Source organism: Leifsonia sp. NPDC058194 (assembly GCF_042883605.1).
In the GTDB taxonomy this organism is placed as follows: domain Bacteria; phylum Actinomycetota; class Actinomycetes; order Actinomycetales; family Microbacteriaceae; genus Leifsonia.
Window position 1 is genome coordinate 1,117,892 of the sequence record NZ_JBHVVL010000001.1, and the last position, 22,120, is coordinate 1,140,011.

General features: G+C 72.4%; 16 protein-coding genes. 13 read left to right on the top strand and 3 right to left on the bottom strand.

Features of this window, described 5'->3' with window-relative positions:
- Nucleotides 1-119: 119 nt before the first annotated feature.
- The 4 genes from ACFVU2_RS05450 to ACFVU2_RS05465 all read left to right on the top strand — a co-directional run bounded on the left by ACFVU2_RS05450 (nucleotide 120) and on the right by ACFVU2_RS05465 (nucleotide 5,163).
- A complete protein-coding gene (locus ACFVU2_RS05450; protein ID WP_387871917.1) occupies nucleotides 120-1,826 on the top strand; it encodes a xylulokinase in 1,707 nt (568 codons plus the stop codon).
- Nucleotides 1,823-2,563 (top strand): L-ribulose-5-phosphate 4-epimerase, encoded by a 741-nt coding sequence (locus tag ACFVU2_RS05455; RefSeq protein WP_387871919.1) that lies wholly within the window; start codon nucleotides 1,823-1,825, stop codon nucleotides 2,561-2,563. The genes ACFVU2_RS05450 and ACFVU2_RS05455 overlap by 4 nt, the downstream gene beginning before the upstream one ends.
- On the top strand, nucleotides 2,563-4,095 hold the full coding sequence (araA, locus tag ACFVU2_RS05460) for an L-arabinose isomerase (protein ID WP_387871920.1): 1,533 nt from the start codon (nucleotides 2,563-2,565) through the stop codon (nucleotides 4,093-4,095). The genes ACFVU2_RS05455 and araA overlap by 1 nt, the downstream gene beginning before the upstream one ends.
- A 192-nt stretch (nucleotides 4,096-4,287) precedes the next feature.
- A complete protein-coding gene (locus ACFVU2_RS05465; RefSeq protein WP_387871922.1) occupies nucleotides 4,288-5,163 on the top strand; it encodes an NmrA family NAD(P)-binding protein in 876 nt (291 codons plus the stop codon).
- A gap of 96 nt (nucleotides 5,164-5,259) precedes the next feature.
- Here ACFVU2_RS05465 and ACFVU2_RS05470 read toward each other — a convergent pair whose 3' ends face one another.
- From ACFVU2_RS05470 to ACFVU2_RS05480, 3 genes are all read right to left on the bottom strand, one after another.
- Nucleotides 5,260-6,954, bottom strand: a complete 1,695-nt coding sequence (locus ACFVU2_RS05470; protein ID WP_387871924.1) for a phospholipase C — start codon at nucleotides 6,952-6,954, stop codon at nucleotides 5,260-5,262.
- A 64-nt stretch (nucleotides 6,955-7,018) separates the two neighbouring features.
- The gene (gene efeB, locus ACFVU2_RS05475; protein WP_387871926.1) at nucleotides 7,019-8,290 is read right to left on the bottom strand and encodes an iron uptake transporter deferrochelatase/peroxidase subunit; all 1,272 of its coding nucleotides are present in this window, start codon (nucleotides 8,288-8,290) and stop codon (nucleotides 7,019-7,021) included.
- Nucleotides 8,287-9,459 (bottom strand): imelysin family protein, encoded by a 1,173-nt coding sequence (locus tag ACFVU2_RS05480; RefSeq protein ID WP_387871928.1) that lies wholly within the window; start codon nucleotides 9,457-9,459, stop codon nucleotides 8,287-8,289. The genes efeB and ACFVU2_RS05480 overlap by 4 nt, the downstream gene beginning before the upstream one ends.
- Before the next feature lie 335 nt (nucleotides 9,460-9,794).
- Here ACFVU2_RS05480 and ACFVU2_RS05485 point away from each other — a divergent pair, with 335 nt between their 5' ends.
- From ACFVU2_RS05485 to ACFVU2_RS05525, 9 genes are all read left to right on the top strand, one after another.
- On the top strand, nucleotides 9,795-10,349 hold the full coding sequence (locus ACFVU2_RS05485) for a hypothetical protein (protein ID WP_387871930.1): 555 nt from the start codon (nucleotides 9,795-9,797) through the stop codon (nucleotides 10,347-10,349).
- Complete coding sequence (locus ACFVU2_RS05490; protein ID WP_387872400.1) at nucleotides 10,349-11,167, top strand: lytic transglycosylase domain-containing protein; 819 nt, start codon at nucleotides 10,349-10,351, stop codon at nucleotides 11,165-11,167. Before ACFVU2_RS05485 ends, ACFVU2_RS05490 begins: the two co-directional genes overlap by 1 nt.
- Nucleotides 11,164-12,984 carry a PASTA domain-containing protein gene (locus tag ACFVU2_RS05495; RefSeq protein ID WP_387871932.1) on the top strand — a complete coding sequence of 607 codons (1,821 nt, stop codon included), beginning with the start codon at nucleotides 11,164-11,166 and terminating at the stop codon, nucleotides 12,982-12,984. Before ACFVU2_RS05490 ends, ACFVU2_RS05495 begins: the two co-directional genes overlap by 4 nt.
- A 103-nt stretch (nucleotides 12,985-13,087) precedes the next feature.
- Entirely contained in the window at nucleotides 13,088-14,101 is a 1,014-nt protein-coding gene (pstC, locus tag ACFVU2_RS05500; protein WP_387871934.1) for a phosphate ABC transporter permease subunit PstC, read from the top strand.
- Between the two features lie 8 nt (nucleotides 14,102-14,109).
- Nucleotides 14,110-15,447, top strand: coding sequence for a phosphate ABC transporter permease PstA (gene pstA, locus ACFVU2_RS05505; RefSeq protein ID WP_387871935.1), 1,338 nt, complete (start codon nucleotides 14,110-14,112; stop codon nucleotides 15,445-15,447).
- Nucleotides 15,444-17,090 carry a phosphate ABC transporter substrate-binding protein PstS gene (pstS, locus tag ACFVU2_RS05510; protein WP_387871937.1) on the top strand — a complete coding sequence of 549 codons (1,647 nt, stop codon included), beginning with the start codon at nucleotides 15,444-15,446 and terminating at the stop codon, nucleotides 17,088-17,090. The genes pstA and pstS overlap by 4 nt, the downstream gene beginning before the upstream one ends.
- A 260-nt stretch (nucleotides 17,091-17,350) precedes the next feature.
- Nucleotides 17,351-19,855, top strand: coding sequence for a hypothetical protein (locus tag ACFVU2_RS05515; protein ID WP_387871939.1), 2,505 nt, complete (start codon nucleotides 17,351-17,353; stop codon nucleotides 19,853-19,855).
- Between the two features lie 77 nt (nucleotides 19,856-19,932).
- Nucleotides 19,933-21,024 carry a hypothetical protein gene (locus ACFVU2_RS05520; protein WP_387871941.1) on the top strand — a complete coding sequence of 364 codons (1,092 nt, stop codon included), beginning with the start codon at nucleotides 19,933-19,935 and terminating at the stop codon, nucleotides 21,022-21,024.
- A 29-nt stretch (nucleotides 21,025-21,053) separates the two neighbouring features.
- Complete coding sequence (locus tag ACFVU2_RS05525) at nucleotides 21,054-22,100, top strand: hypothetical protein (protein ID WP_387871943.1); 1,047 nt, start codon at nucleotides 21,054-21,056, stop codon at nucleotides 22,098-22,100.
- The last annotated feature ends 20 nt before the right edge of the window (nucleotides 22,101-22,120 follow it).

A 22,120-nucleotide genomic window follows, 5' to 3' on the forward strand; every position in this document is an offset into this window, starting at 1 on the left:
TGGATGGTGGGCGGCGAGGGCGCGCGGGCACCGAGTGCATCGCCGCCGCTTGACGTGCACCGGCTGGCCGACGCATACTGGAGTCGAATTGTGACCGGTCACAACGTGGTGAGGAACAGATGACGGCATCCGAGCGCGCGAACGGGCGCGACGCCATCCAGAACGGGCGCACGGCGCTCGGCATCGAGTTCGGCTCGACGCGCATCAAGGCCTGCCTGATCGATGCGGACGACCCGTCCCTCGTGCTGGCGGTCGGCTCGCACGAGTGGGAGAACGAGCTCGTCGACCGGGTGTGGACGTACTCGCTCGACGCGATCTGGTCCGGCGTGCAGGCGGCCTACGCCGCGCTCGTCGCCGACGCGGAGCGCACCCACGGCGTGCGGCCCACGACCTACGGAGCGATCGGCGTCTCGGCGATGATGCACGGCTACCTCGCGTTCGACGCAGCGGGGGAGCTGCTCGTGCCGTTCCGCACATGGCGCAACACGAGCACAGGCCCGGCGGCTGCCGAGCTCTCCGACCTGCTGGGCGTGAACATCCCGCTGCGCTGGTCCATCGCGCACCTCCACCAGGCCGTGCTCGACGCGGAGCCGCACCTGGGCCGCCTCGACCACCTGACGACCCTCGCGGGCTATGTGCACGAACGGCTCACCGGCCGTCGCGTGCTCGGGGTCGGCGACGCCTCCGGGATGTTCCCGATTGACCCCGGGACCCGCGGCTACGATGCCGGGCTCGTCGCCCGCTACGACGCTCTGCTCGCCGAGACCGCACCCGCGCTCGCCCCGCGACTGGCGCTCGCGGGCATCCTGCCCGAGGTGCTCGTCGCGGGGCAGCCGGCCGGCGCGCTCACGGCCGACGGCGCCACCCTGCTCGACCCGTCCGGCGAGCTGGCGCCCGGCACCCCGCTCTGCCCGCCGGAAGGCGACGCCGGCACCGGGATGGTCGCGACCAGCTCCGTCGCGCCGCGCACCGGCAACGTGAGCGCCGGCACCAGCATCTTCGCGATGGTCGTGCTCGAGCGCCCGCTGGCGAGCGTGCACCACGAGCTCGACGTGGTCACCACGCCGGCCGGCGACCCGGTCGCGATGGTCCACTGCAACAACGGGGCGAGCGAGCTCGCGGCATGGGTCGGGATGTTCGGCCGGTTCGCCGAGGCCGCCGGCACGCCGATCGGATCCGACGCCGCGTACGACGCGCTCTTCCGCGAAGCACTCACCGGTGACAGCGACGCGGGCGGCGTGCTCGCCTACAACCATCTCGCGGGCGAGCCGATCGCCGGACTCGACGAGGGGCGCCCCCTCGTGGTCCGCACTCCCGGCAGCCGTCTCACGCTCGGCAACTTCATGCGCGCTCAGCTCTACGGGGTGTTCGGCACGCTCGCGCTCGGGATGCGCGTGCTGGCCGACGAAGGCGTCGCGCTCGACCGGATGTTCGCCCACGGGGGCATGTTCCGCACGGCAGGGGTCGCTCAGCGGTTCCTCGCCGGTGCCCTCGACGCCCCGGTCTCCGTGGCCGACACGGCGTCGGAGGGCGGCGCCTGGGGCATCGCGGTGCTGGCCGCGTACCGGGAGGAGGCCGAGCGCGGAGCGAGCCTCGCGGAGTATCTGCGCCGCCACGTCTTCGGCGGCTTCGCGTTCGAGACCACCACGCCGCACCTGGACGACGTCGCCGGGTTCGCGTCCTACATCGAGCAGTACCGCGCCGGCCTCGCCATCGAGCGCGCGGCCGTCGTCGCCGTCCCCCTGGAGGCCGCCGGCCCCGCATCCGACGAATCCGACGCATCCGACGCATCCGACGAATCCCCTCTGGAAGGAGCCACCCGGTGACCGACGCATCCGCCGCCGAGCCGAACCACGCCGAGCCGAACCATCCCGAGACCCCCGCCGTGCGGCGGGTGCGCGAGCAGGTCGCCGCGCTGCATGCCGAGCTCGTGCGCTACGGCCTGGTCGTCTGGACCGGCGGCAACGTCTCCGGCCGCGTGCCCGGCGAGGACCTCTTCGTCATCAAGCCGAGCGGCGTCGACTACGACGATCTGGCTCCCGAGAACATGATCCTGTGCACGCTCGACGGGGAGGTCGTGCCGGGCTCCCACGGATGTGACCGGTCCCCCTCGTCCGACACCGCCGCGCACGCCTACGTGTACCGCGAGCTTCCCGAGGTCGGCGGAGTCGTGCACACGCACTCCACCTACGCGACCGCCTGGGCGGCCCGCGCCGAGGCCATCCCGTGCGTCATCACCGCCATGGCGGACGAGTTCGGCGGCGAGATCCCGGTCGGGCCGTTCGCGATCATCGGCGACGACTCGATCGGCCGCGGCATCGTCGCGACCCTCGCCGGCCACCGCAGCCGCGCCGTGCTGATGCAGAACCACGGCGTCTTCACCATCGGCACGGACGCCCGCGACGCGGTCAAGGCCGCCGTCATGGCCGAAGACGTCGCCCGCACGGTGCACCTCGCCCGTGAAGGCGGGCCGCTCGTGCCCATCCCGCAGGAGGCGATCGACCGCCTCTTCGACCGCTACCAGAACGTTTACGGACAGACCCCGGAAGGTACCGATTCCTGATGCCGAAGCTCACCCCGTCCCCGAACTCCGCCACCCTCGACGGCTACGAGATCTGGTTCCTCACCGGCAGCCAGCACCTGTACGGTCCCGAGACGCTCGCGCAGGTCGCCGAGCAGTCCCGCGGCATCGCCGACGAGCTCGGCGCGTCCGCCGACGTACCGGTGCGGGTGGTGTGGAAGCCGGTCCTGACCGACTCCGACGCCATCCGCCGGGTGATGCTCGAGGCCAACGCCGACGACCGCGTGATCGGCCTCGTGGCGTGGATGCACACCTTCAGCCCCGCCAAGATGTGGATCGCCGGCCTCGACGCGCTGCAGAAGCCGCTCCTGCACTTCCACACGCAGGCGAACGTCGAGCTGCCGTGGGGCGAGATCGACTTCGACTTCATGAACCTCAACCAGGCGGCGCACGGCGACCGCGAGTTCGGGTACATCCAGACCCGGCTCAGCGTGCCGCGCACGACCGTCGTCGGACACGTGAGCAACCCGACCGTCACCGCCCGCATCGGCACCTGGACGCGCGCCGCCGCCGGCTGGGCGGCCACCCGGTCGCTCAAGCTCGCCCGCTTCGGCGACAACATGCGCTTCGTGGCGGTGACTGAGGGCGACAAGACCGAGGCCGAGCTCGTCTTCGGAGTGCAGGTCAACACCTGGGGCGTCAACGAGCTCGCCGAGGCCGTGGCCGCGGTGTCGGCCGCCGACGTGGACGCGCTCGTCGCCGAGTACGAAGACCTCTACGACGTCGCCGCCGAACTCCGCCGCGGCGGGGACCGGCACCAGTCGCTGCGCGACGGCGCCGCGATCGAGCTGGGGCTGCGCTCCTTCCTCGAGGAGGGCGGCTTCGGCGCCTTCACCACCAGCTTCGAGGACCTGGGCGCCCTGAAGCAGCTCCCCGGGCTCGCCGTGCAGCGGCTCATGGCCGAGGGCTACGGCTTCGGCGCCGAGGGCGACTGGAAGACGGCGATCCTCGTCCGCGCCGCGAACGTGATGGGCGCGGGGCTGCCCGGCGGCGCCTCCCTCATGGAGGACTACACGTACGACATGACGCCGGGCGACGAGCGCATCCTGGGCGCGCACATGCTCGAGGTCTCGCCGACGCTCACCACCACGAAGCCGACCCTCGAGGTCCACCCGCTCGGCATCGGCGGCAAGGACGACCCGGTGCGCCTGGTCTTCACGGCGACCCCGGGCCCCGCTGTCGTGGTGGCGCTGTCGGACATGCGCGACCGCTTCCGCCTCGTGGCGAACGTGGTGGAGGTCGTGGAGCCGTCGGCCCCGCTGCCCAAGCTCCCGGTCGGCCGCGCCGTGTGGAAGCCGGCGCCCGACTTCACGACGTCGGCGACGGCGTGGCTCGAGGCCGGAGCCGCCCACCACACCGTGATGAGCACCGCGGTCGGAGTGGAGGCGTTCGCCGACTTCGCGCGCATCGCCCGCACCGAGCTGCTCGTGATCGACGGCGACACCACCCTGCGCGGCTTCGAGCGCGAGCTCGACTGGAACGCCGCGTACTACCGGCTCGCCCGCGGCATCTGACCCGGGCCTCCTCGTCCTGGCCGCCGGCAGTCATCGGCACGGCGGCCAGGATGCTCTCCAGCCGCGACTTCTGCACAGGGCGCCCATCGAGACGGCACGAAATCGCGGAAAACGTGCCGAGAAGGCGGATAGTTCGCCGCCTGGGTCGCCCACTCTGGCGGCGGGCGGGGGTGCAGGGGTTGGATGGGGAGCATGACGGATCTGGACGGCAGGGATCAGGACGGCAGAGGCATGCCGACGCTCGCGGTGACCGGCGTGACGGGAGTGGTCGGGCGACTGACGGCGGCGGGGCTCGCCGATGCGGGGGTGCCGTTCCGGATGCTCGCGCGCACACCGGCCAAGGCGCCGCACCTGCCGGGGACCGTGACGCTGGAGTGCTCCTACAGCGACGCGGCGCAGGCCCGGGCCGCGCTCGCCGGGGTCGAGACCCTCTTCATGGTCTCGGCTGCCGAGAACGCCGAGCGGCTGAGCGAGCACTTCGCGTTCCTCGACGCGGCGGCCGAGGCGGGAGTGCAGCACATCGTCTACACCTCGTTCTTCGGCGCGGCTCCCGACGCGACGTTCACACTCGCGCGCGATCACTACGCGACCGAGGAGCGGATCCGGGGCACCGGGATGACGCACACCTTCTTGCGCGACAACCTCTACCTCGATTTCGTCGAGTACATGGTGGGCGAGGACGGCGTGATCCGCGGCCCCGCCGGCGCCGGGCGCGCGGCGCTGGTGGCGCGGGCGGATGTCGCGCGGGTCGCGGCCCTCGCCCTGCAGCATCCCGAGCAGCACCGTGACGTCACCTACGACCTCACCGGGCCCGAGGAGCTGACGATGGCGGAGGTCGCCGAGACGCTGTCGCGGCGACTCGGCCGGGCGGTGTCGTTCCACGACGAGACCGTCCCCGAGGCGTACGAGTCCCGGAAGAAGTGGGACGCTCCCCAGTGGCAGTACGACGCCTGGGTGTCGACGTACACGGCCATCGCAGCGGGCGAGCTCGCCGGCGTGAGCGACGCCGTGGAGCGGGTCACCGGCCGGGCGCCCCTCTCGCTGGACGAGCTCCTGCGCGACCGCTGACACGCGGAAGGCCCGCCGAGGTTCACGTCGTGGCGCTCATCCGGGATGGAATGGTCGCCACTTCGTGAACCTCGACGGGCCGGAGACCGGAGGTCGCTACGGCTGGGACTGCCAGCCGCCGCGCGGCGGGGTGGGCCAGTGCGGCCGGGTCGAGACGATCTTCGTCACCGCTCCGCTGGTCGGGTCGAGCAGCACCTGCCGCTGCTGCGGGTGCCACCAGTCGAACAGGCCGCCGAGCGATCCGGCACGGGTGTCGAACGACGCGTCGCCGATCCGTCCGGCCAGCCAGTTGCTCTCGATGAAGCGCAGCACGCTCGCCTGCTCGATCGGGGTGTGGTCGACCTTGTTCTGGGCCGCCCAGGGCGAGACCACGAGCAGCGGGAGGCGCTGGCTCGGGCCGCAGCGGTCGGCGTAGCCGCCGGCCGTGTGCGAGACGCTCGTGCACACGGCGGAGTCGACCGCGGAGTCGTTCGACCCGTTGGTCACCTTCGGCGCCACGTGGTCGTACCAGCCGTCGGAGTCGTCGTAGGTGACGACGACCGCGGTGCTCGACCAGCTGTCCGACTTCTGGATGGCGTTGATCTCGTTGACGAGGAACTTCTGCTCGTCCAGCGGGTCGGAGTAGGCGGCGTGGCCGTCCTGCGCCTCCGGGGCCTTGAGGAACGAGACGGCCGGGAGGTTGTCCGCCTTCAGGGCCGCGTCGAACGAGGTCAGGTCGTACTGGTGGTTCGCCTGGTCGGTGTGCCCGATGGCCTTCACGCTGGAGGGCGCGAGGTGGTGCGGGTTCGACGTCGACTTGTAGTACTGGAAGGGCGAGTGGTGCGGCGAGTAGTCCTTCGGCGTCGCGCCGGCCACGTTCGCGGTCGTCTTGTCGCAGGCGGCGTACGAGCCGGACTGCCCGTTCCACGCGGTGGTCGGCGTGAAGCCGCCCTGGAACCAGCCCCAGGTGACGCCGCGGGCGTTGAGCAGGTCTCCGACGTTCTTGCCCGCCATCCCGACGACCGCGGAGGTCGACGTGTGGTCGTTGTCGGAGCAGTCGTCGTACGCGGGGTCGGGGTCGCCGATCACGGTGCCGACGCCGGCGGCGTTCGGCGACTGGACGGCGGTGGAGGCGGGCAGCACCGCGCCGGTCTTCGGGTCGTAGGCGGTGCCGCCGTGCGTCTGGCCCGAGATCAGGTTCAGCGCGCCGGGAGTGGACGGGCCGAACTCGGTGTCCCAGTTGTTGTCGCTCATGGCGTAGTTCTGGGCGTAGTTCCACAGACCGGTGACGGTGTTGCCGTCGTAGTAGTCCATGACCAGGCCGGGTGCTCCGTACGCGCCGGTGCAGGTGTCGGTGCTGGTCTTCTGGACGAACATGTCCATCTTCCCGGCGTCGACGGCGGCCTGCTCGGCGGCGTAGCTGTGGTTCTGGTCGCAGGTCACGGCCTGGCTCGGCGAGAGCCGCTTGGGCGGGTAGAGGTTGGGGTTGCGGGTCACCGTGCCGCTGCTGAGGAGCGTGTTCGCCGCCGGCGTGCGGGGCGCGGCGGTGAACGGCGTGCCGTCGGTGTTCGCGGCCTTCGGGTAGGTGCCGAAGTAGTGGTCGAAGGAGATGTTCTCGTCGAAGATCACGACGAGGTGCTTGATCGGGGTGACGGTCTGACCGGAGTGGTCTCCGTGGTCCCCGTAGCCGTTCGCGGAGGCGGAGGCCGGCGCGCCCGCGAGCACACCGGCGGCGACGAGCGCGACGACGCCGAGGAGGGCGGCCCCCGCTCCGGCGAGGGTGGAGCGGCGCAGACGGGAGAGTCTGGACACGGTTCCTTCTTTCCTGCTGATGGTGGTGGGGCCGGCGCGGCTGCGCCGGCCGTCCTGCGGCCGGTCAGGCGAGCATGCTGCGCCCGAGCCAGTCGGAGGAGTCGCGGACGCCGGGCAGCGCGAAGTAGTAGCCGCCGCCGAACGGTTGGATGTAGTCGACCAGCGGCTCGCCCGCGAGCCGCTTCTGGACGGCGACGAACTGCCGGTCGAGGTCCTGGTTGAAGGCGACGAAGACGAGACCCATGTCGAGGTTGCCGTTGACGTCGGTGCCGCCGTCGTAGTTGTAGGCGCGGCGGAGCAGTCGCTGGTCGTCGGTGGCCGAGGTGCGGGGGTTGGCGAGGCGGATGTGGGCGTCGAGCTGGATGACGTCGCCGGTCGCGTCGAGCTCGAAGTGCGGGTCGTCGAACTCGTGCGAGGCGGTCAGCGGCGCTCCGGTGTCGCGACGGCGGCCGATCATGTTCTCCTGCTCGTGGAGGTTCACCCGGTCCCAGAACTCGACGAGCATCCGGATGACGCGCACGACGTGGTAACTGCCGCCGGTCGTCCACCCGGGCTCGCCGCCGTCGCCGCCCCGCGTCCAGACGAGCTTCGACATCAGCGCGGCATCCGTGACGTCGGGGTTGCTGGTGCCGTCCTTGAATCCCATGAGGTTGCGCGGGGTGCCGCTCGGGCGTGGAGGGGAGACGAAGCCGTCCTGCCGCCAGCGCACCTGCATCCCTCCGCGGGTCGCCCGGGCGATCTCGCGGACGGCGTGCGTGACCGTGTCCCGCTCGTCGGCGCAGACCTGGAGCAGGAGGTCGCCGTCGCAGACCTCGCGCCGCAGCGCGTCGTCGGGGAAGGCATCCATCGCCCGCAGCCGGGCCGGCTTGGCGGCGGCGAGGCCGTAACGGCCGTCGAAGAGCGAGGCGCCCGCCGAGAGCGTGACGGTGAGCGCGCCGGGTTCGACCGTCGGTCCGAGCACGCCGGAGTCGCGTGGCGGGGCGGTGAGGCCCGGGTCGGGAGGCGTGCCGCCTGCGGTGAGGAAGCGGGCGCGCTCGGTGATGGTCTTCAGGAGGTCGGCCAGCTCGGCGCGATCGGTCGTCATGGTGTCGAGGGCGATGAAGGCCGCTGCGCGCTGCTGCGTCGTGAGCACCCCCTGCTGGTGTGCGCCGTGGAACGGGTAGGACCGCGCGGCGGAGGCGGCGGAGGCGGCGGCGGATGTCGTCGGCGCCGCGCCGATCCCGGCTCCCGCCCCGGCGGCGACCACGGCGGCGGCGGGCAGGGCGGCGCCGGCGGCGGTGAGGAATCCGCGTCGTCCCAGCCCGGCGTCGGCGGCGGTCCGTCCGGTCTCGGTCATGAGTCCCTCCTCGGGTCGCAGATCGCGGCGACCGGCGCGAGCAGCTCCGCGTCCTGGTCGAGGGCGGCGTCGAGCCGCTCCCGCCGGTCGCGGTCGAGCGACGCCAGCGGCGTCCACGTGCCGTCCGCCGCGCGGAACGATTCCACGAGCGCCTGCGACTGCTGCAGCGCCTGCGTGGTCCGGTCCAGCGCGTCGTAGCGCGAGGCGAGGATGTCGTGGAGGGGCGCGAGGGCCTGCTCCGCGCCCGCGAGGTTGGCGTCGATCGTCGCGAGCTCGGTGCCCGAGCCCGCGTCCGCCGCGCCCGTCAGCACATCCTGCAGGGCGACCTCCACGATCTCGTGCGCCCGCAGCGCGATCGCGCCCGGATCGATCTCGGCGTCGCCGAACGTGCTCGCCAGGGTGCCGACGTCGGCGAGGAGCGCGGCGGACGACGTCGCGACCGTCGCAGCGGGTGCTCCGCCCCAGAGCTGCGACTCGACGAGGTGGAAGCCCGTGAGGCCGTCGCGGGGGAGGCCGTCGATCCGGTCGCCCACGTCGCCGAACGCGTCGTACGCGGCGCCGAGCGTCTCATACGTCGTGTGCGCCGCCAGCCAGTCGCGCTTCGCGGCCGCTAGGTCGCCCTCCTCGGCGTCGGCCGAGAGGGCGGCGACCTGCTGCTGCAGCACGGGCAGGCGTGTGCCCACCCACTTCCCGTACGTCAGCGCGACGGGGATGAGGTCGCCCCGGGTCACCGGGACGAGCCCGGGCGTCAGCTGCGCCGAGCGGGGCGCGGCACCGACCGTGACAGTGGGGCCGCGCACCGGGTCGGCGTCCGCGGGCAGGCAGACGAAGCGGTACCTCCCGCTGCCGAGCACCACGTGCGCCTTCGTGTGAGCACCCGCGCCCAGGTTCTCGAGGTCGAGGTAGACCTTGCCGCCGACGGCCTCCTGCAGGTAGACCTCCATGCCGGCGACGGTCGGGTTGGTCACGGTGAGGTCTTCGTCGCCGCCCGGAGCACGGCCGCCGGCTCCCCAGCCCGCGCCGCAGTCGTCCAGTCCGGCCGAGACGGCGTACGTCCCAGACGCCGACGCGACGGCCGCGGGCCGGGCGACGATCGCGAAGGCGACGGCCGCCGCGACGAGCACGCCGACGACCGCGAGGATCGCGGTCAGGCGGCTGCGTTTCGACATCGCGGGTGTCCTTCGCGGGGAGGTTCCGGTGCCGGCGGCGCTCCGGCAGCAGCGATCCTAGGAGCCTGCTGTGCGCGGGGTCAGCGGGGGTCACCCCTTGTTCACCGGACGGTCACGGGAGTGACCCCCAACGGGGGGTCCTGACCCGGAGCGGGCTGGGAGACGCGGCGTGGACTGGTGAGAATCCCCACAGACTGGGGGCACCCGCGACACCTCCCCTTCACCTTCCCGTCGCCGTCCCTTCATGAGGGAGCCTCAGCGTATGGATGACGGTCGCCCACCAGAGGCACGAGACCCCGCGTGCCGGCTCCGTCCCCTCTCCCGAAGGCACAGCCATGTCCGCGACGCCGCGCATCGTTTTCTCCACGTTCCGTTCCAGCGCCGACCCGATGTTCCTGGCCTGGACGCGTTTCCTCCAGACCGTGGAGGGCGCCGCCCGGCGCACCGGGTCGATCTCCGTCTCCCGCCCGGGAACGGCGGCGGCGGCGAGCGTGGTCCGGCGGGGGCCGATGGCGCATCCGGTCGTGGCGGACGGCGCGTGCGGAGTCTGGCGCATCCTCGCCTCGAACAATCGGGAGCTCGGCCGCAGCGCGCGTGCCTACACCTCGTACGCCAGCGCGCGGGCGCACGTCATCGCCCTGCGCGCCGGAGTGGACGACCTGCGCCTGACGACGGTGAGCGGGGAGCGCACCGGGATGCACGGCTGGTACCTGTCGCACGGCCGCCAGCCCGTCATCACCTGCGGCCGCTGGTACGGCGCCGCCGCCTCCGGGACCACCGCGGCCTTCGCCGCCATCGACGCGCTGCGCGAGGCCGAGATCGAGGACACGGTGCGCCGTCTCGAGCCGCCGCGCCGCACCGGCGCAGTCGCGGACGACGTCGTGTGGTGATGCGGAGACTGCTGCTCGTCGCCGGGGCGGTCGCGATCGCGGCCGTCGTCGGGGTGTGCGCCCTGAGCTCGGCGCCCGCACCGCGCGGGTGGAGCGTACCGCCGTCCGATGCCGTTCCTGCCGGGGAGGGGATCGCGGGGGAGGGGATCCCGGGCGAGGGCGCGGCGCTCGCCGACGGCGCACCCGGCGCGGACTCGACTGCTGCTGCTGCACCCGGCACCGTCACGGTCACCGGGGGCAACGCGTCCCGCGTCTCGCGCTCCTGGGCGGCCGATGTCGCGCGCCGCACCGGGATCCCGCTGCGCGCCGTGCTGGCCTACGCGGGCGCTGCGACCGCGCTCGCCGCGGAGGCCCCGGGGTGCCGTCTCGGCTGGACGACTCTCGCCGGCCTCGGCGCGGTGGAGTCGCACCACGGCACCATCGGCGGCTCCGCTCCGCAGCCCGACGGCACCGTCCAGCCGCCCATCCTGGGACCGCGCCTCGACGGCACGGACTACGACGCCATCCCGGACACCGACGGCGGACGCTACGACGGCGACGCCCGCTGGGACCGCGCCGTCGGGCCGTTCCAGTTCATCCCGTCGACCTGGGAGCAGTGGGGAGCGGACGGATCGGGCGACGGTGTCGCCGACCCGCAGCAGCTCGACGACGCGGCCCTCACGGCGGGACGCTACCTGTGCTCGTACGGCGACCTCTCGCGGCCGGCCTCCTGGCGGAGCGCGATCTTCGCGTACAACCACCTCGACTCGTACGTCGACGCGGTCGCCGCGGCCGCCAATGCCGCGGCCGCGAGCGCGCGCGGCGCGAGCGCCGGATGAGCGCCTTCGCCGGCCGGTTCGAGCTCGACGGTCTGCTCGGCAGCGGGGCGACCGCCTCGGTCTACAGCGCGCACGACACGACGACGGGGTCGACCGTCGCGGTCAAGGTGCTGCATCCCCGCCTCTCGGGCACCATCGCCGAACGCGACGCCTTCTTCGCTGAGGCCGCCGCGGCGGCACGCGTGGACCATCCCGGCGTGCCGGCCGTGCTCGGGCACGGCGTCGACGACGAGGGAGGCGAACCGCGGGCCTGGATCGCGACCGCACGGGCTCCGGGCCGGACGCTCGCCCGGCTGGTCGAGAGCGACGGGCCGCTCGAGCCCGGTGACGCTCTCGCCGTCGCCGCGCGGCTGCTCGACGCGCTCGGCGCGGTGCACGCCGCGGGGCTGGTGCATCGCGACCTCGCGCCGGGCAACGTGGTCGTCGCCGACGACGGCACCGTCTCCCTGCTCGACTTCGGGCTCGCCGACGCCCCGGGCCGGCCGGCGACCGGAGGGGACGTGCTGCGATCCGGCAGCGCGGACGGCGGCGTGATCGGGAGCGTCAACTACCTGTCGCCAGAGCAGGCGCTCGGCGCCGCGGTCGACGAGCGCGGCGACCTGTACCAGGTCGCCGGCCTCCTGCATTTCGCCCTGACCGGGCGTCCGCCGTTCCCGCGCGCGACGACCGAGCAGACGATGGCCGCGCACGTCTCGGCGCCCCCGCCGGTGCCCTCGGCGCTCGACTCCCGCATCCCCACACCGATCGATGAGATCGTCGTCCGCGGCCTGATGAAGCAGCCCGCCGCCCGGTTCGCGACCGCCGCGGCGATGGCGGCCGCGGTGCGTGCGCTGCTGGGGGAGGCGGCGCCGGCACGTCTCGGCGGGGAACCGTCGACCGCGCTCCTCGCCTCCGCAGCTCCCGCGTCGCCCTCGGTCTTCGTCGGCCCGGGAGGCGCGCGGATCGATCGGGAGGCGGCGACGGACGTGATCCCGCGCGTCCGGCGGTCTCCCGGGCGCAGGCCGGGCGGAGGATCGATCGGATCGATCGGATCGACCGTGTCTGCCACGTCGGTGTCTGCCACGTCGACCCCTCCCGGGCCGGCGCTCGGCGACCGGGCGGAGCTGCGCGCGCCGGCGCGGCCCGCATCGGCTCCGGCCCGCACGCAGCATCCCGCCGGTCGCCCGGGGCGCACCGCGCTCGCGGTCACGGCGGGCGCCGTCGCCGTCGCCGCGACGATCTGGCTGGTCGCCGCCAACGCGGCTCCCACCACTCCGCCGACGCTCGCCGCCGTGCCGCCGTCGGCGTCCGCTCCGCCGCTCGCCACGCCGGCGCCGACCCGCACGACCGCACCGGCGGTCGCCGCCCCGCAGACCGTGCCCGTGCCGGAGCTCGCCGGCCTCTCCCGCGCCGAGGCGCTGGCGCGGCTGGCGTCGGCCGGTCTGGCAGGCGGCGCGATCACCACTCGCGACGGGACGTCGGCCGAGGGGACGGTGCTCGAGATCACACCGGCTCCGGGCACCGCCGCCACCCCGGGAACGACAGTCGCCCTCGTCGTCGCCTCGGGCCGCAACGCCGTGCCCGAACTGCGGGGGCAGACGATGCTCGCCGCCGGAGCGACACTCTCCGCGGCGGGCTTCGCCGTCGTCGAACGCGCGGTCGTCGACTCCACCGTCCCCGACCGCACCGTGCTCGGCAGCGAGCCGGGAGCAGGCGTCGTGATCCCGCTCGGCGGCACCGTCACCGTCGTCGTCAGCCGCCTCCCCGGCCAGCCCAGCGCCACCCCGACCCCCACACCGACCGCGACGCCGTCGCCGACCCGGCCACCCGCGCCATGACCCCCATCCGCGCACGGTTGCAGCCCCTTCACCCCTGCGTCTCCCGGCGTTCACCCGCTCTGAGCACGCTGTGCCGAGGCCCACGCCCACCCGAGGAACCCGAATGTCACAGCACACCATGACCGTCCCGTCCGAGCCGGACACGCGCCAGCGACCCCGCTCGCTGGCCTCGCGCCCCTCGCGCTCCGACTCCGTGTTCCGCACCGCCAGCTACGCGGCCGGCGCGACCACGGTCGGCATCATGCTGGCGGTCGGCTTCTTCCTCGCCGTCCGCGCGGGCGACGCGCTCAGCGTCACCGGCTTCTCGTTCCTCACCGAGCAGCAGTGGTCGCCCGAGACGCAGAAGTTCGGCATCGCCGCAGTGCTGAGCGGCACCGTCACGATCGCGATCATCGCGATGTGCGTCTCCGTCCCGCTCGCCCTCGGGACGTCGCTGCTGATCTCCGAGATCGTCTCGCCGCGGGTCAAGACCGCCCTGATCAGCCTCGTGGACCTCATGGCCGCGGTGCCCAGCGTCGTCTACGGCCTGTTCGGCCTGTTCTTCCTGCAGGAGAACATCATCCCGGTCGCGCGCTGGATCTCCGCGCACTTCGGCTGGATCCCCTTCTTCGCCGTCACCGACGGGAGCGGGCACGCGCTCACCGAGGCGAGCGCGTTCACCTCCTCCGCCTTCATCGCCGGCCTGGTCGTCGCGCTGATGGTCGTTCCGACGCAGACGTCCGTGATGCGGGAGGCGTTCTCGCAGGCGCCCGCAGGAGAGCGCGAGGGCGCGTACGCGCTCGGCTCGACCCGCTGGGGCATGATCCGCAGCGTCGTCCTGCCCTTCGGCCGCGGGGGGATCATCGGCGGCACGATGCTGGGCCTCGGCCGCGCGCTCGGCGAGACGATCGCCGTCTACCTGATCATCTCGCCGGTGTTCAGCATCAACCTGCAGGTGCTGAAGACCGGCTCGAACTCGGTCTCCGCCCTGATCGCCAACCGGTACGGCGAGGCGAGCTCGTTCGGACTCTCGGCGCTGATGGCCGCCGGCCTCGTGCTCTTCCTGATGACCCTCGTCGTCAACTTCACCGCCTCCTCCATCGTCGCCCGCTCGCGGTCCGGCGCCCAGACGAACTGACCGGGACCATGACCACCACCGAGAACTGGAACGCGCCGGCCCTGCTGGTGGACGACATCACGGTCGTCGCCGCTCCCGCCGAGCTCCCCTCCGCGCCGACGGTCCCGGACGCCGTCGCGCACACCGCGATCCCGCCCGAGGACCGCGGCGAGATCGGCCCGCGCCGCGACCTCAGCCAGACCACCTCCGAAGACCGCTTCAACCTGTGGGGTGCGCTCGTCGCGGGCATGGCGCTCGCCCTGCTGCTCTTCGGCTGGTTCGCGCCGCTGACCGGCGAGGTCGGCTGGGCCGTCGTGGCCTTCCTGTCCTTCCTCGGCATCTACGCCCTGCTCGTCTCCTTGCGCTCGAACCGCCAGACCGTCGCCGACCGGGTGATGACGGTGCTCTTCGTGAGCGCGGGCCTGGTGCTGTTCGCCTCCCTCGTGTTCGTCTTCGTGTTCGCCTTCGTGCGCGGGTCGTCCGCCGTCATGCATTTCAACTTCTTCGGCCAGACGATGGAGTTCGCGGGCCCGCTCGACCCGCTGACCAAGGGCGGCATCCTGCACGCCATCGTCGGCACGCTCATCCAGATCACCATCGCGCTGGCCATCACGGTGCCGCTCGGAGTGGCGACCGCCGTCTTCCTCAACGAGATCGGCGGGAGGTTCGCCCGGTTCGTGCGCACCATCGCGGACGCCATGACCGCCCTGCCCTCGATCGTCGCCGGCCTGTTCGTCTACTCGGCGATCATCACGTTCGTGACCCACCAGCGCTCGGGCTTCGCGGCCTCGCTCGCGATCACGGTGATGATGCTCCCGATCGTGATCCGCGCCTCCGACGTGGTGCTGCGGCTCGTGGCGGGCAACCTGCGCGAGGCGTCGTACGCGCTCGGGTCCACGCGGTGGCGGACCGTCTGGCACGTCGTGCTGCCGACCGCGCGCTCCGGCCTCGTCACCGCCGTCATCCTGGGCACCGCGCGCGGCATCGGCGAGACGTCGCCCGTGCTGCTCACCAGCGGGGTGACCGCCGTGATGAACTTCAACCCGTTCAGCGGCCCGATGATCTCCCTCCCGCTCCAGGTCTTCGACTTCGTCAAGAGCCCCGAGCCGAACATGATCGCCCGCGGCTTCGGAACCGCCGTGGTGCTGATCCTGCTGGTGCTCGCGCTGTTCTTCGCCGCGCGCATCCTCGGCGGCAAGGCACCCGGACAGCAGTCGGCCGGCAACCGACGCCGGACGGCCGACGCGAGCCGTCGCGACCTGCAGCGGATCGAGACCCGCGCGCCGCTCGCCGCAGACCCCGGCATCGCAGACCCCGCCAGCGCTCACCCCGCCACCGCACCCGACCAGAAGGACCCCACGCCGTGACGCCCCGATCCTCCCGCCGCATCGTGCGGCTCGCGCTGGCCGCTGCCGCCGCCGTGCTCGCCCTGGCCGCGCCGCTCGCCCCCCAGACGGCGCAGTCGGCACAAGCCGCGAACTGGGCGCCCATCACCGGCACCGGCTCCACCTGGTCGCAGAACGCGCTCGACCAGTGGCGGCGCAACGTCGCCACCAACTACAGCATGACGGTCAACTACTCCGGCACCGGATCGTCGGCCGGCCGGCGCGACTTCATCGCGCAGACGGTCGACTTCGCGGTCAGCGAGATCCCCTTCCAGTCCTCGCCCGAGGACGGCTCGGCGCCCGAGAAGCCCACCTCCGGCTTCGCGTACATGCCGATCGTGGCCGGTGGCACGTCGTTCATGTACAACCTCAAGATCGGCGGCAAGCGGGTCACCAACCTCCGGTTGAGCGGCGACACGATCACCAAGATCTTCACGGGCGTCATCACCAACTGGAAAGACCCGCAGATCGCCAAGGACAACCCGGGCCTCGCGATGCCCGACAAGCCGATCGTGCCCGTGGTCCGCTCCGACGGCTCCGGCTCCACCGCCCAGTTCACGCTCTGGATGTCGAAGCAGCACTCCGCGCTCTGGAACTCGTTCTGCAGCAAGGTCGGCCGCCCGAACCCGTGCGGCCTCACCTCGCAGTACCCGTCGTACGGCAACTTCAAGGCGCAGAGCGGCTCGCTCGGCGTCGCGGGATACGTCAGCCAGTCCTACGGCGAGGGTGCGATCACCTACGTCGAGTACTCCTACGCGCTCAAGTCGGGCTTCCCCGTCGCGAAGGTGCTGAACGCGGCGGGCTACTACATCGAGCCCACCGCCCCCTCGGTGGCGGTCGCGCTCATGAGGGCCGCCATCAACGACAACGCGTCCTCGCCCGACTACCTCACGCAGATCCTCGACGGCGTCTACAACGGCGCCGACCCGCGCACCTATCCGCTGTCGAGCTACTCGTACATGATCGTGCCCACCCAGGTCGCCGGCATCTTCACAGCCGAGAAGGGCAAGACCCTCGGCGCATTCTCGAACTACATGCTGTGCGAGGGCCAGCAGCAGGCGGCCACCCTCGGGTATTCGCCGCTGCCCATGAACCTCGTGCAGGCCGGTTTCGCGCAGATCAAGCGCATCCCCGGCGCCGATGTGAGCGGCGTCGACCTCAACAAGTGCAACAACCCCACGTTCAAGCCCGGCGACTCGCCGTCCAGCAACCAGCTTGCCGCCACGGCCCCGCAGCCTGCGGCCTGCGACAAGCAGGGACCGGACCAGTGCACCACCGGAACCGCGGGAGCGCGCAACACGCCCACGGCGACCACGGGCGGGGGCAAGGGCGGCAGCTCGGCCGAGGCCGGCGGTTCAGGTGGTTCAGGCGGTGCGGGCGGTGCCGCCGCGGGCGGGACCGGTGGCGACGGCACGGCCGCGTTGGACGGGTCGACGGGCACGACCGACGAGACCCAGCTCACGAGCGCGAACGCGGCCCGCGCGACGCCGTTCGCACTGGCCGACGACGGATGGGGCGGCCAGCAGACCGTGATGCTCATCGCCGCCGGCTTCCTGGTGCTCGCGATCGTGCTCCCGCCGCTGCTCTTCAGCCGCCTGCGCCGCTCGCGGGGCTCGCAGCCCTAGGCACGCACCTCCCGCACCGCCCCCTCCCGCACACAGCCCGCGAGAGGTGAGAACGTCGCGGGTGCTCCCTCCGGGACACCCGCGACTACTCACCTCTCGGCGGGCTGTTCGGGCATGCCCGCGGCGTGTCCCGGGGCGGTCTCCGCTGGACAAGCTCCCGTCGTCAGCCCGTTCCCGCATCGTTCATCGGGATGTCACGAACCGCCCATAGCTTTGCGCCCGGTCGAGGCAGGTTCGGCCAGGAGAAACCCGGGAGAGACATGGAATCGAGCGGTCGCGTGCGGCCTCGCGGAACGATCGCGCGAGCCCTCGTCTTCGGCGCCCTGGTGGGCGTCGCGGCCACCGCCGTGTTCTCCGGAGTCGCCGGTGCCGGCTCGTCCTCCGCCCGAGCCGAGGACTCCACCGCCGTCACCGCCACGGCCGCGCAGCAGGACACGGACGCGAAGAACGCGCCGTTCCCCGACCTCGCCGTCACCGTCTCGCAGACGACCGACCTCATCTCGCAGGGCATCACCGTGAGCTGGACCGGCGGCAAGCTCTCCACGCCGCCGAGCGGCACCAACGGCGGCGAGAACTTCCTCCAGTTCGCGCAGTGCTGGGGGGAAGATCCGGACAACCCCGGCCACCCCGACCGCACGACGTGCCAGTACGGCGCGTTCAACACTCCGGGCGCCACCCGCGACGGCTACGTCACCGACGACACCGTGGCGCCGCAGGATGCGAAGTTCTCGCTCCCGCGCCGCGGCCCGTTCACCCCGGGCTACACGTCCGTCCCGTTCACCAGCGTGGACGGCAAGACCGTGACCTCGATCGTCGACGGCAAGCAGACGACCACGAACGTCAACGTCAACGAGTTCTTCAACCCCAGCCAGTCGAACGAGGTGCCCTGGGCGGGTTCGGCGTCCAACGGCGCCGGCTCCGTGCGCTTCGAGGTGCAGACGGCGCTGCAGGCCAACGGCCTCGGCTGCGGGACGCCGGTCAAGACCGGCAGCACCACGGCGCCGCAGTCGTGCTGGCTGGTCGTCATCCCCCGCGGGACCGCCGACTCGGGGGAGCCGCACATCACGCAGTCCGGTCTGCGCTGGGACGCCTGGAAGCACAACATCGCCTTCAAGCTCACGTTCAAGCCGCTCGGCGTCTCGTGCAACATCGGGGCGGCCGAGCGCCAGCTCCGGGGCAGCGAGCTCGTCGCGGGCGCCGTGGCATCGTGGCAGCCCGTGCTCTGCAACTCGCAGGGCGGCGCCATCTACACCATGAGCAACAGTGCCGAGTCGGACGCGGTGCAGGCGGCGAACGGGACGGACGCAGCACCCCTGGCCCTGACCTCCCGTGCTCTGGGCGGAGACCAGGACGACCTCAGGTACGCCCCGGTCGCCGTGGGCGGCCTCGCGATCTCGTTCGCCGTCGACCGCGCCCCCTCGGCAGCGGACGACACCCCGGCCGAGCAGCTCGAGAAGGCGGGCCTCTCGTTCGATGCGATCAAGCTCACCCCGCGACTCATCGCGAAGCTGCTGACGGCGTCCTACACCGACTCCCTCCCCACCTACGCCGACAAGGCCCATCTCGGCGCCAACGCCCGCAACCTGCTGCTCGACCCGGACTTCCTCGACGTCAACTCCGACATCCCCGACTGGAAGTTCCAGGCCATCGTCGCGCCGTCGGTCGCCGACCTGCTCGTGCCGCAGGGCCGGTCGGACGCCGCGATGCAGCTCTGGCGCTACGTGCTCGCCGACGCCGACGCGAAGGCGTTCCTGGCGGGGGCGGCCGACCCGTGGGGCATGAAGGTCAACCCGACCGCGTCGACGACCGCCGCGGTCAACCCGTCGGGGGCCGGACTCGAGCTGCCGCGCGAAGACTTCCCCAAGGCCGACCCGGTCGTCCAGCCCGTCATCAACGGAGCGGCGGAGGTCAACCTCGTCACCTGGCGCCCGTACACCAACGACCTCGACCAGTCGGCCTACCTGACGCTGCGCGGCGACGGCCAGGTGCTGGGACAGTGGGACCCGACCTCGTCGCCGGCGAAGTACGGCAAGACGCCGCGCAGCCTGCCCGGCTACCAGAAGGTCCTCGGCCTGACCGACACCAGCTCGGCCGCGAAGTACCAGGTCGTCACTGCGGCACTGCGCAACCCCGCCGGGAAGTTCGTCACGCCGTCCACCCAGACGATGACGGCGGCCGCGACGGCGATGACGCCGGTCGCCGGGCAGCCGCAGGTGGTCGAGTACGACCCCGCCGGCGCCACCGCGAAGTCGGCGGCCGACGCCTACCCGCTCACCATGCCGGTCTACGCAGCGACCAATCCGGCGCAGGGGGATGCGGCCACACGGGCCGACTACGCCGCCTTCATCCGCTTCGCCGCGACCACCGGCCAGACCCCGGGCGTCGAGTCCGGCCAGCTCCCGCCCGGATACGCACCGATCCCCGCGGCCTGGAAGGCGCAGTCCATCGCCGCCGCCGCCGCGATCCAGAGCGGGGCGACCCTCGACTCGCCCTCCGACGGCTCGGGCGACGGATCCTTCGGCAGCAGCGGCGACTCCGGCGGCGGCTTCGGTACCGACGGCTCCACCGGGACGACGGTCGACCTCGCCTCCGCTCCCACCGCACCCCAGGCCCTCGGCAGTGCAGCCGGCAGCCTGAGCGACGGCAAGACCGCGAAGGATCCGAACACCGGAGCCCTCGCCGCCGTCCTCCCCGGCGGCCTGATCGGCGGCCTCGCCGCCGCCGGCGCCGTTCCCGTCATCGCCCGCCTCCGGCGGTTCCCGTGACGGCACCAGAGCTCGGGTCCTCACCGGCCCGACGAGCGCGTTCCGACCGGTCCGCGCCCAACCCGAAAGGAACCAGAGTGAAGATCAAGAAGGCTGCGGCTCTCTGCGCTGTCGTCGGCACCGCCGTCGCCGGTCTCGTGCTCGCCACGCCGGCGAACGCCGATCCCGTGTCGAGCAGCTACGTGCTGGCCGGCTCGGACACCCTGCAGGACGTCAGCAACGCGCTGTCGAACGGCACCCAGCTCACCGGCCCGTTCGTGCGGACGGTCGCCGACAACGGCACCATCGCCTCTTACGACGCGTTCGGCTCGGCCGCCATCCAGGTCAAGCCCAACGGCCCCTACTTCGCCCGCCCGGCCGGTTCCGGCGACGGCGTGAAGGCCCTCAGCCGCTCGATCGACGGCGCCAACTTCTCCGTCTCGGGCAACACCACCCCGGCCACCGCGATCAGCGGCCAGGTCGACATCGCCCGTTCGTCCTCCGGCCCCGGCTCCGCGGCCAACCCGTCGGGCCCGCTCGCCTACGTCCCCTTCGGCCGTGACGCCGTCTCGTTCGCGATCGCCCCGGGCACCGCTGCCGGCCTCGAGCAGCTCACCACCGCCCAGCTCACCCAGATCTACAACTGCACGCTGACCACGGTCAACGGCGTGGCCGTCAAGCCGGTCCTGCCGCAGTCGGCCTCGGGCACCCGCAAGTTCTTCCTGTCCGCGATCGGCGTCTCGACCCTCGGCTCCTGCGTCAACGACAGCACGCTCGCCGAGAACGACGGCACCGTGCTGACCCAGCCGGGCCAGATCATCCCGTTCTCGGTCGCCAGCTGGGTCGCGCAGAAGAACGGCGCTGCGCAGAACCGCACCGGCACCTCCACACTGGGCAGCGCCCTCGGCGCCACCGCGCCGTTCACCGGCACGGGCAACGCCCTCGTCCCGAACGCGTCGTACTACAACAACTCCACCTGGGGTCGTGACACGTTCGTCGTCGTCGAGTACGCACGCATCGACTCGTCGAGCGCCACGTACGACCCGACCCTCGCCGCCCTCGTGGACCCGGCGAAGGCCAAGAGCCTGACGAACTTCGGCACCCTCGCCGGCACCTCCGGTGCGGTGAAGTCCAAGTTCGGCTTCCTCGCGCCGTCGTCGACCACGCCCCAGCGCGCCAACCTCTCCTAGTCCAGACCCGAACTGAGAAAAGGACGATCATGAAGAAGTCGAAGATCGCCATCGTCGCCACGACGATGGCCGCCACCGCGGCGCTGGTCGCGGTCGCCGCCTCCCCGGCCCTCGCCGCCACCCAGGCGAACGGCTCGGACGGCCCGGCGTACCTGTTCAACAACGATGCGGGTGAGTTCTCCGCCAACGGATCCACGGTCCAGTGGCTGGACGACATCTCGCTCACGCCGGTCACCTCCGACCCGTACGCGGCGTTCCAGTGCTCGGCCGACGCCACCGGCTACCGCACGTTCTGGACCGACCCGGGCACCGAGCGCCAGCCCCTCGGCTACAAGGCCTACTCGTCCCTCCTGCCCCTCAACCCGGGCAAGACGGTCATCGGCCCGAACACCCGCCCCCAGGGCCAGCTCGGAGCGAAGGACCAGATCAAGGCGAACGGCGGCAACTACTCCATCGGCTTCGCCTGCCTGAAGGACAACGGCGTGAACCTCGCGGCGAGCGGCGTCTGGTACTTCACGGCGCACATCACCGCGGGCACCGGCGCGTACACGTTCGACGCACAGACCGAGACCCCGACGAACCCGGGCAACCCGTCGCAGACGGGCGACATCGCCCTCGAGGCGACCACGGTCGCCGCGCAGGACGGCGCGCTCAGCCTCGTCGTCCCGTCGGGCGCCAAGGCGACCCTCGGCACGGCGAGCCTCGTCGGCGGCCTCTCGACCTCGACCGGCACCCTGCCGGCGTTCACGGTCGACGACCAGCGCGTCGTGAGCAAGCCGGGCTGGAACCTCACCGCCAGCACGGCGAACTTCGTGAACGGCGCCGACGCGTCGAAGACCATCGACGCGAAGCAGCTCGGCGTCAAGCCGACGATCGCCACGAACCCGGGAGGCGTGGTCGCGGGGACCGAGCACGTCGCCGGAGACGCGACCGCGTTCAGCGGTTTCGCGTCCGCCCCCGCAGGCACCGGAACCGGTGCGACCAGCCTCAGCGCAGATCTGAAGCTCGTCGCTCCGGCCGGCACGCCGGCGGGTACCTACGCCTCGACGATGACGCTGACGCTCGTCTCGAAGTAGCCGTGGGAATCGGGAGGGGC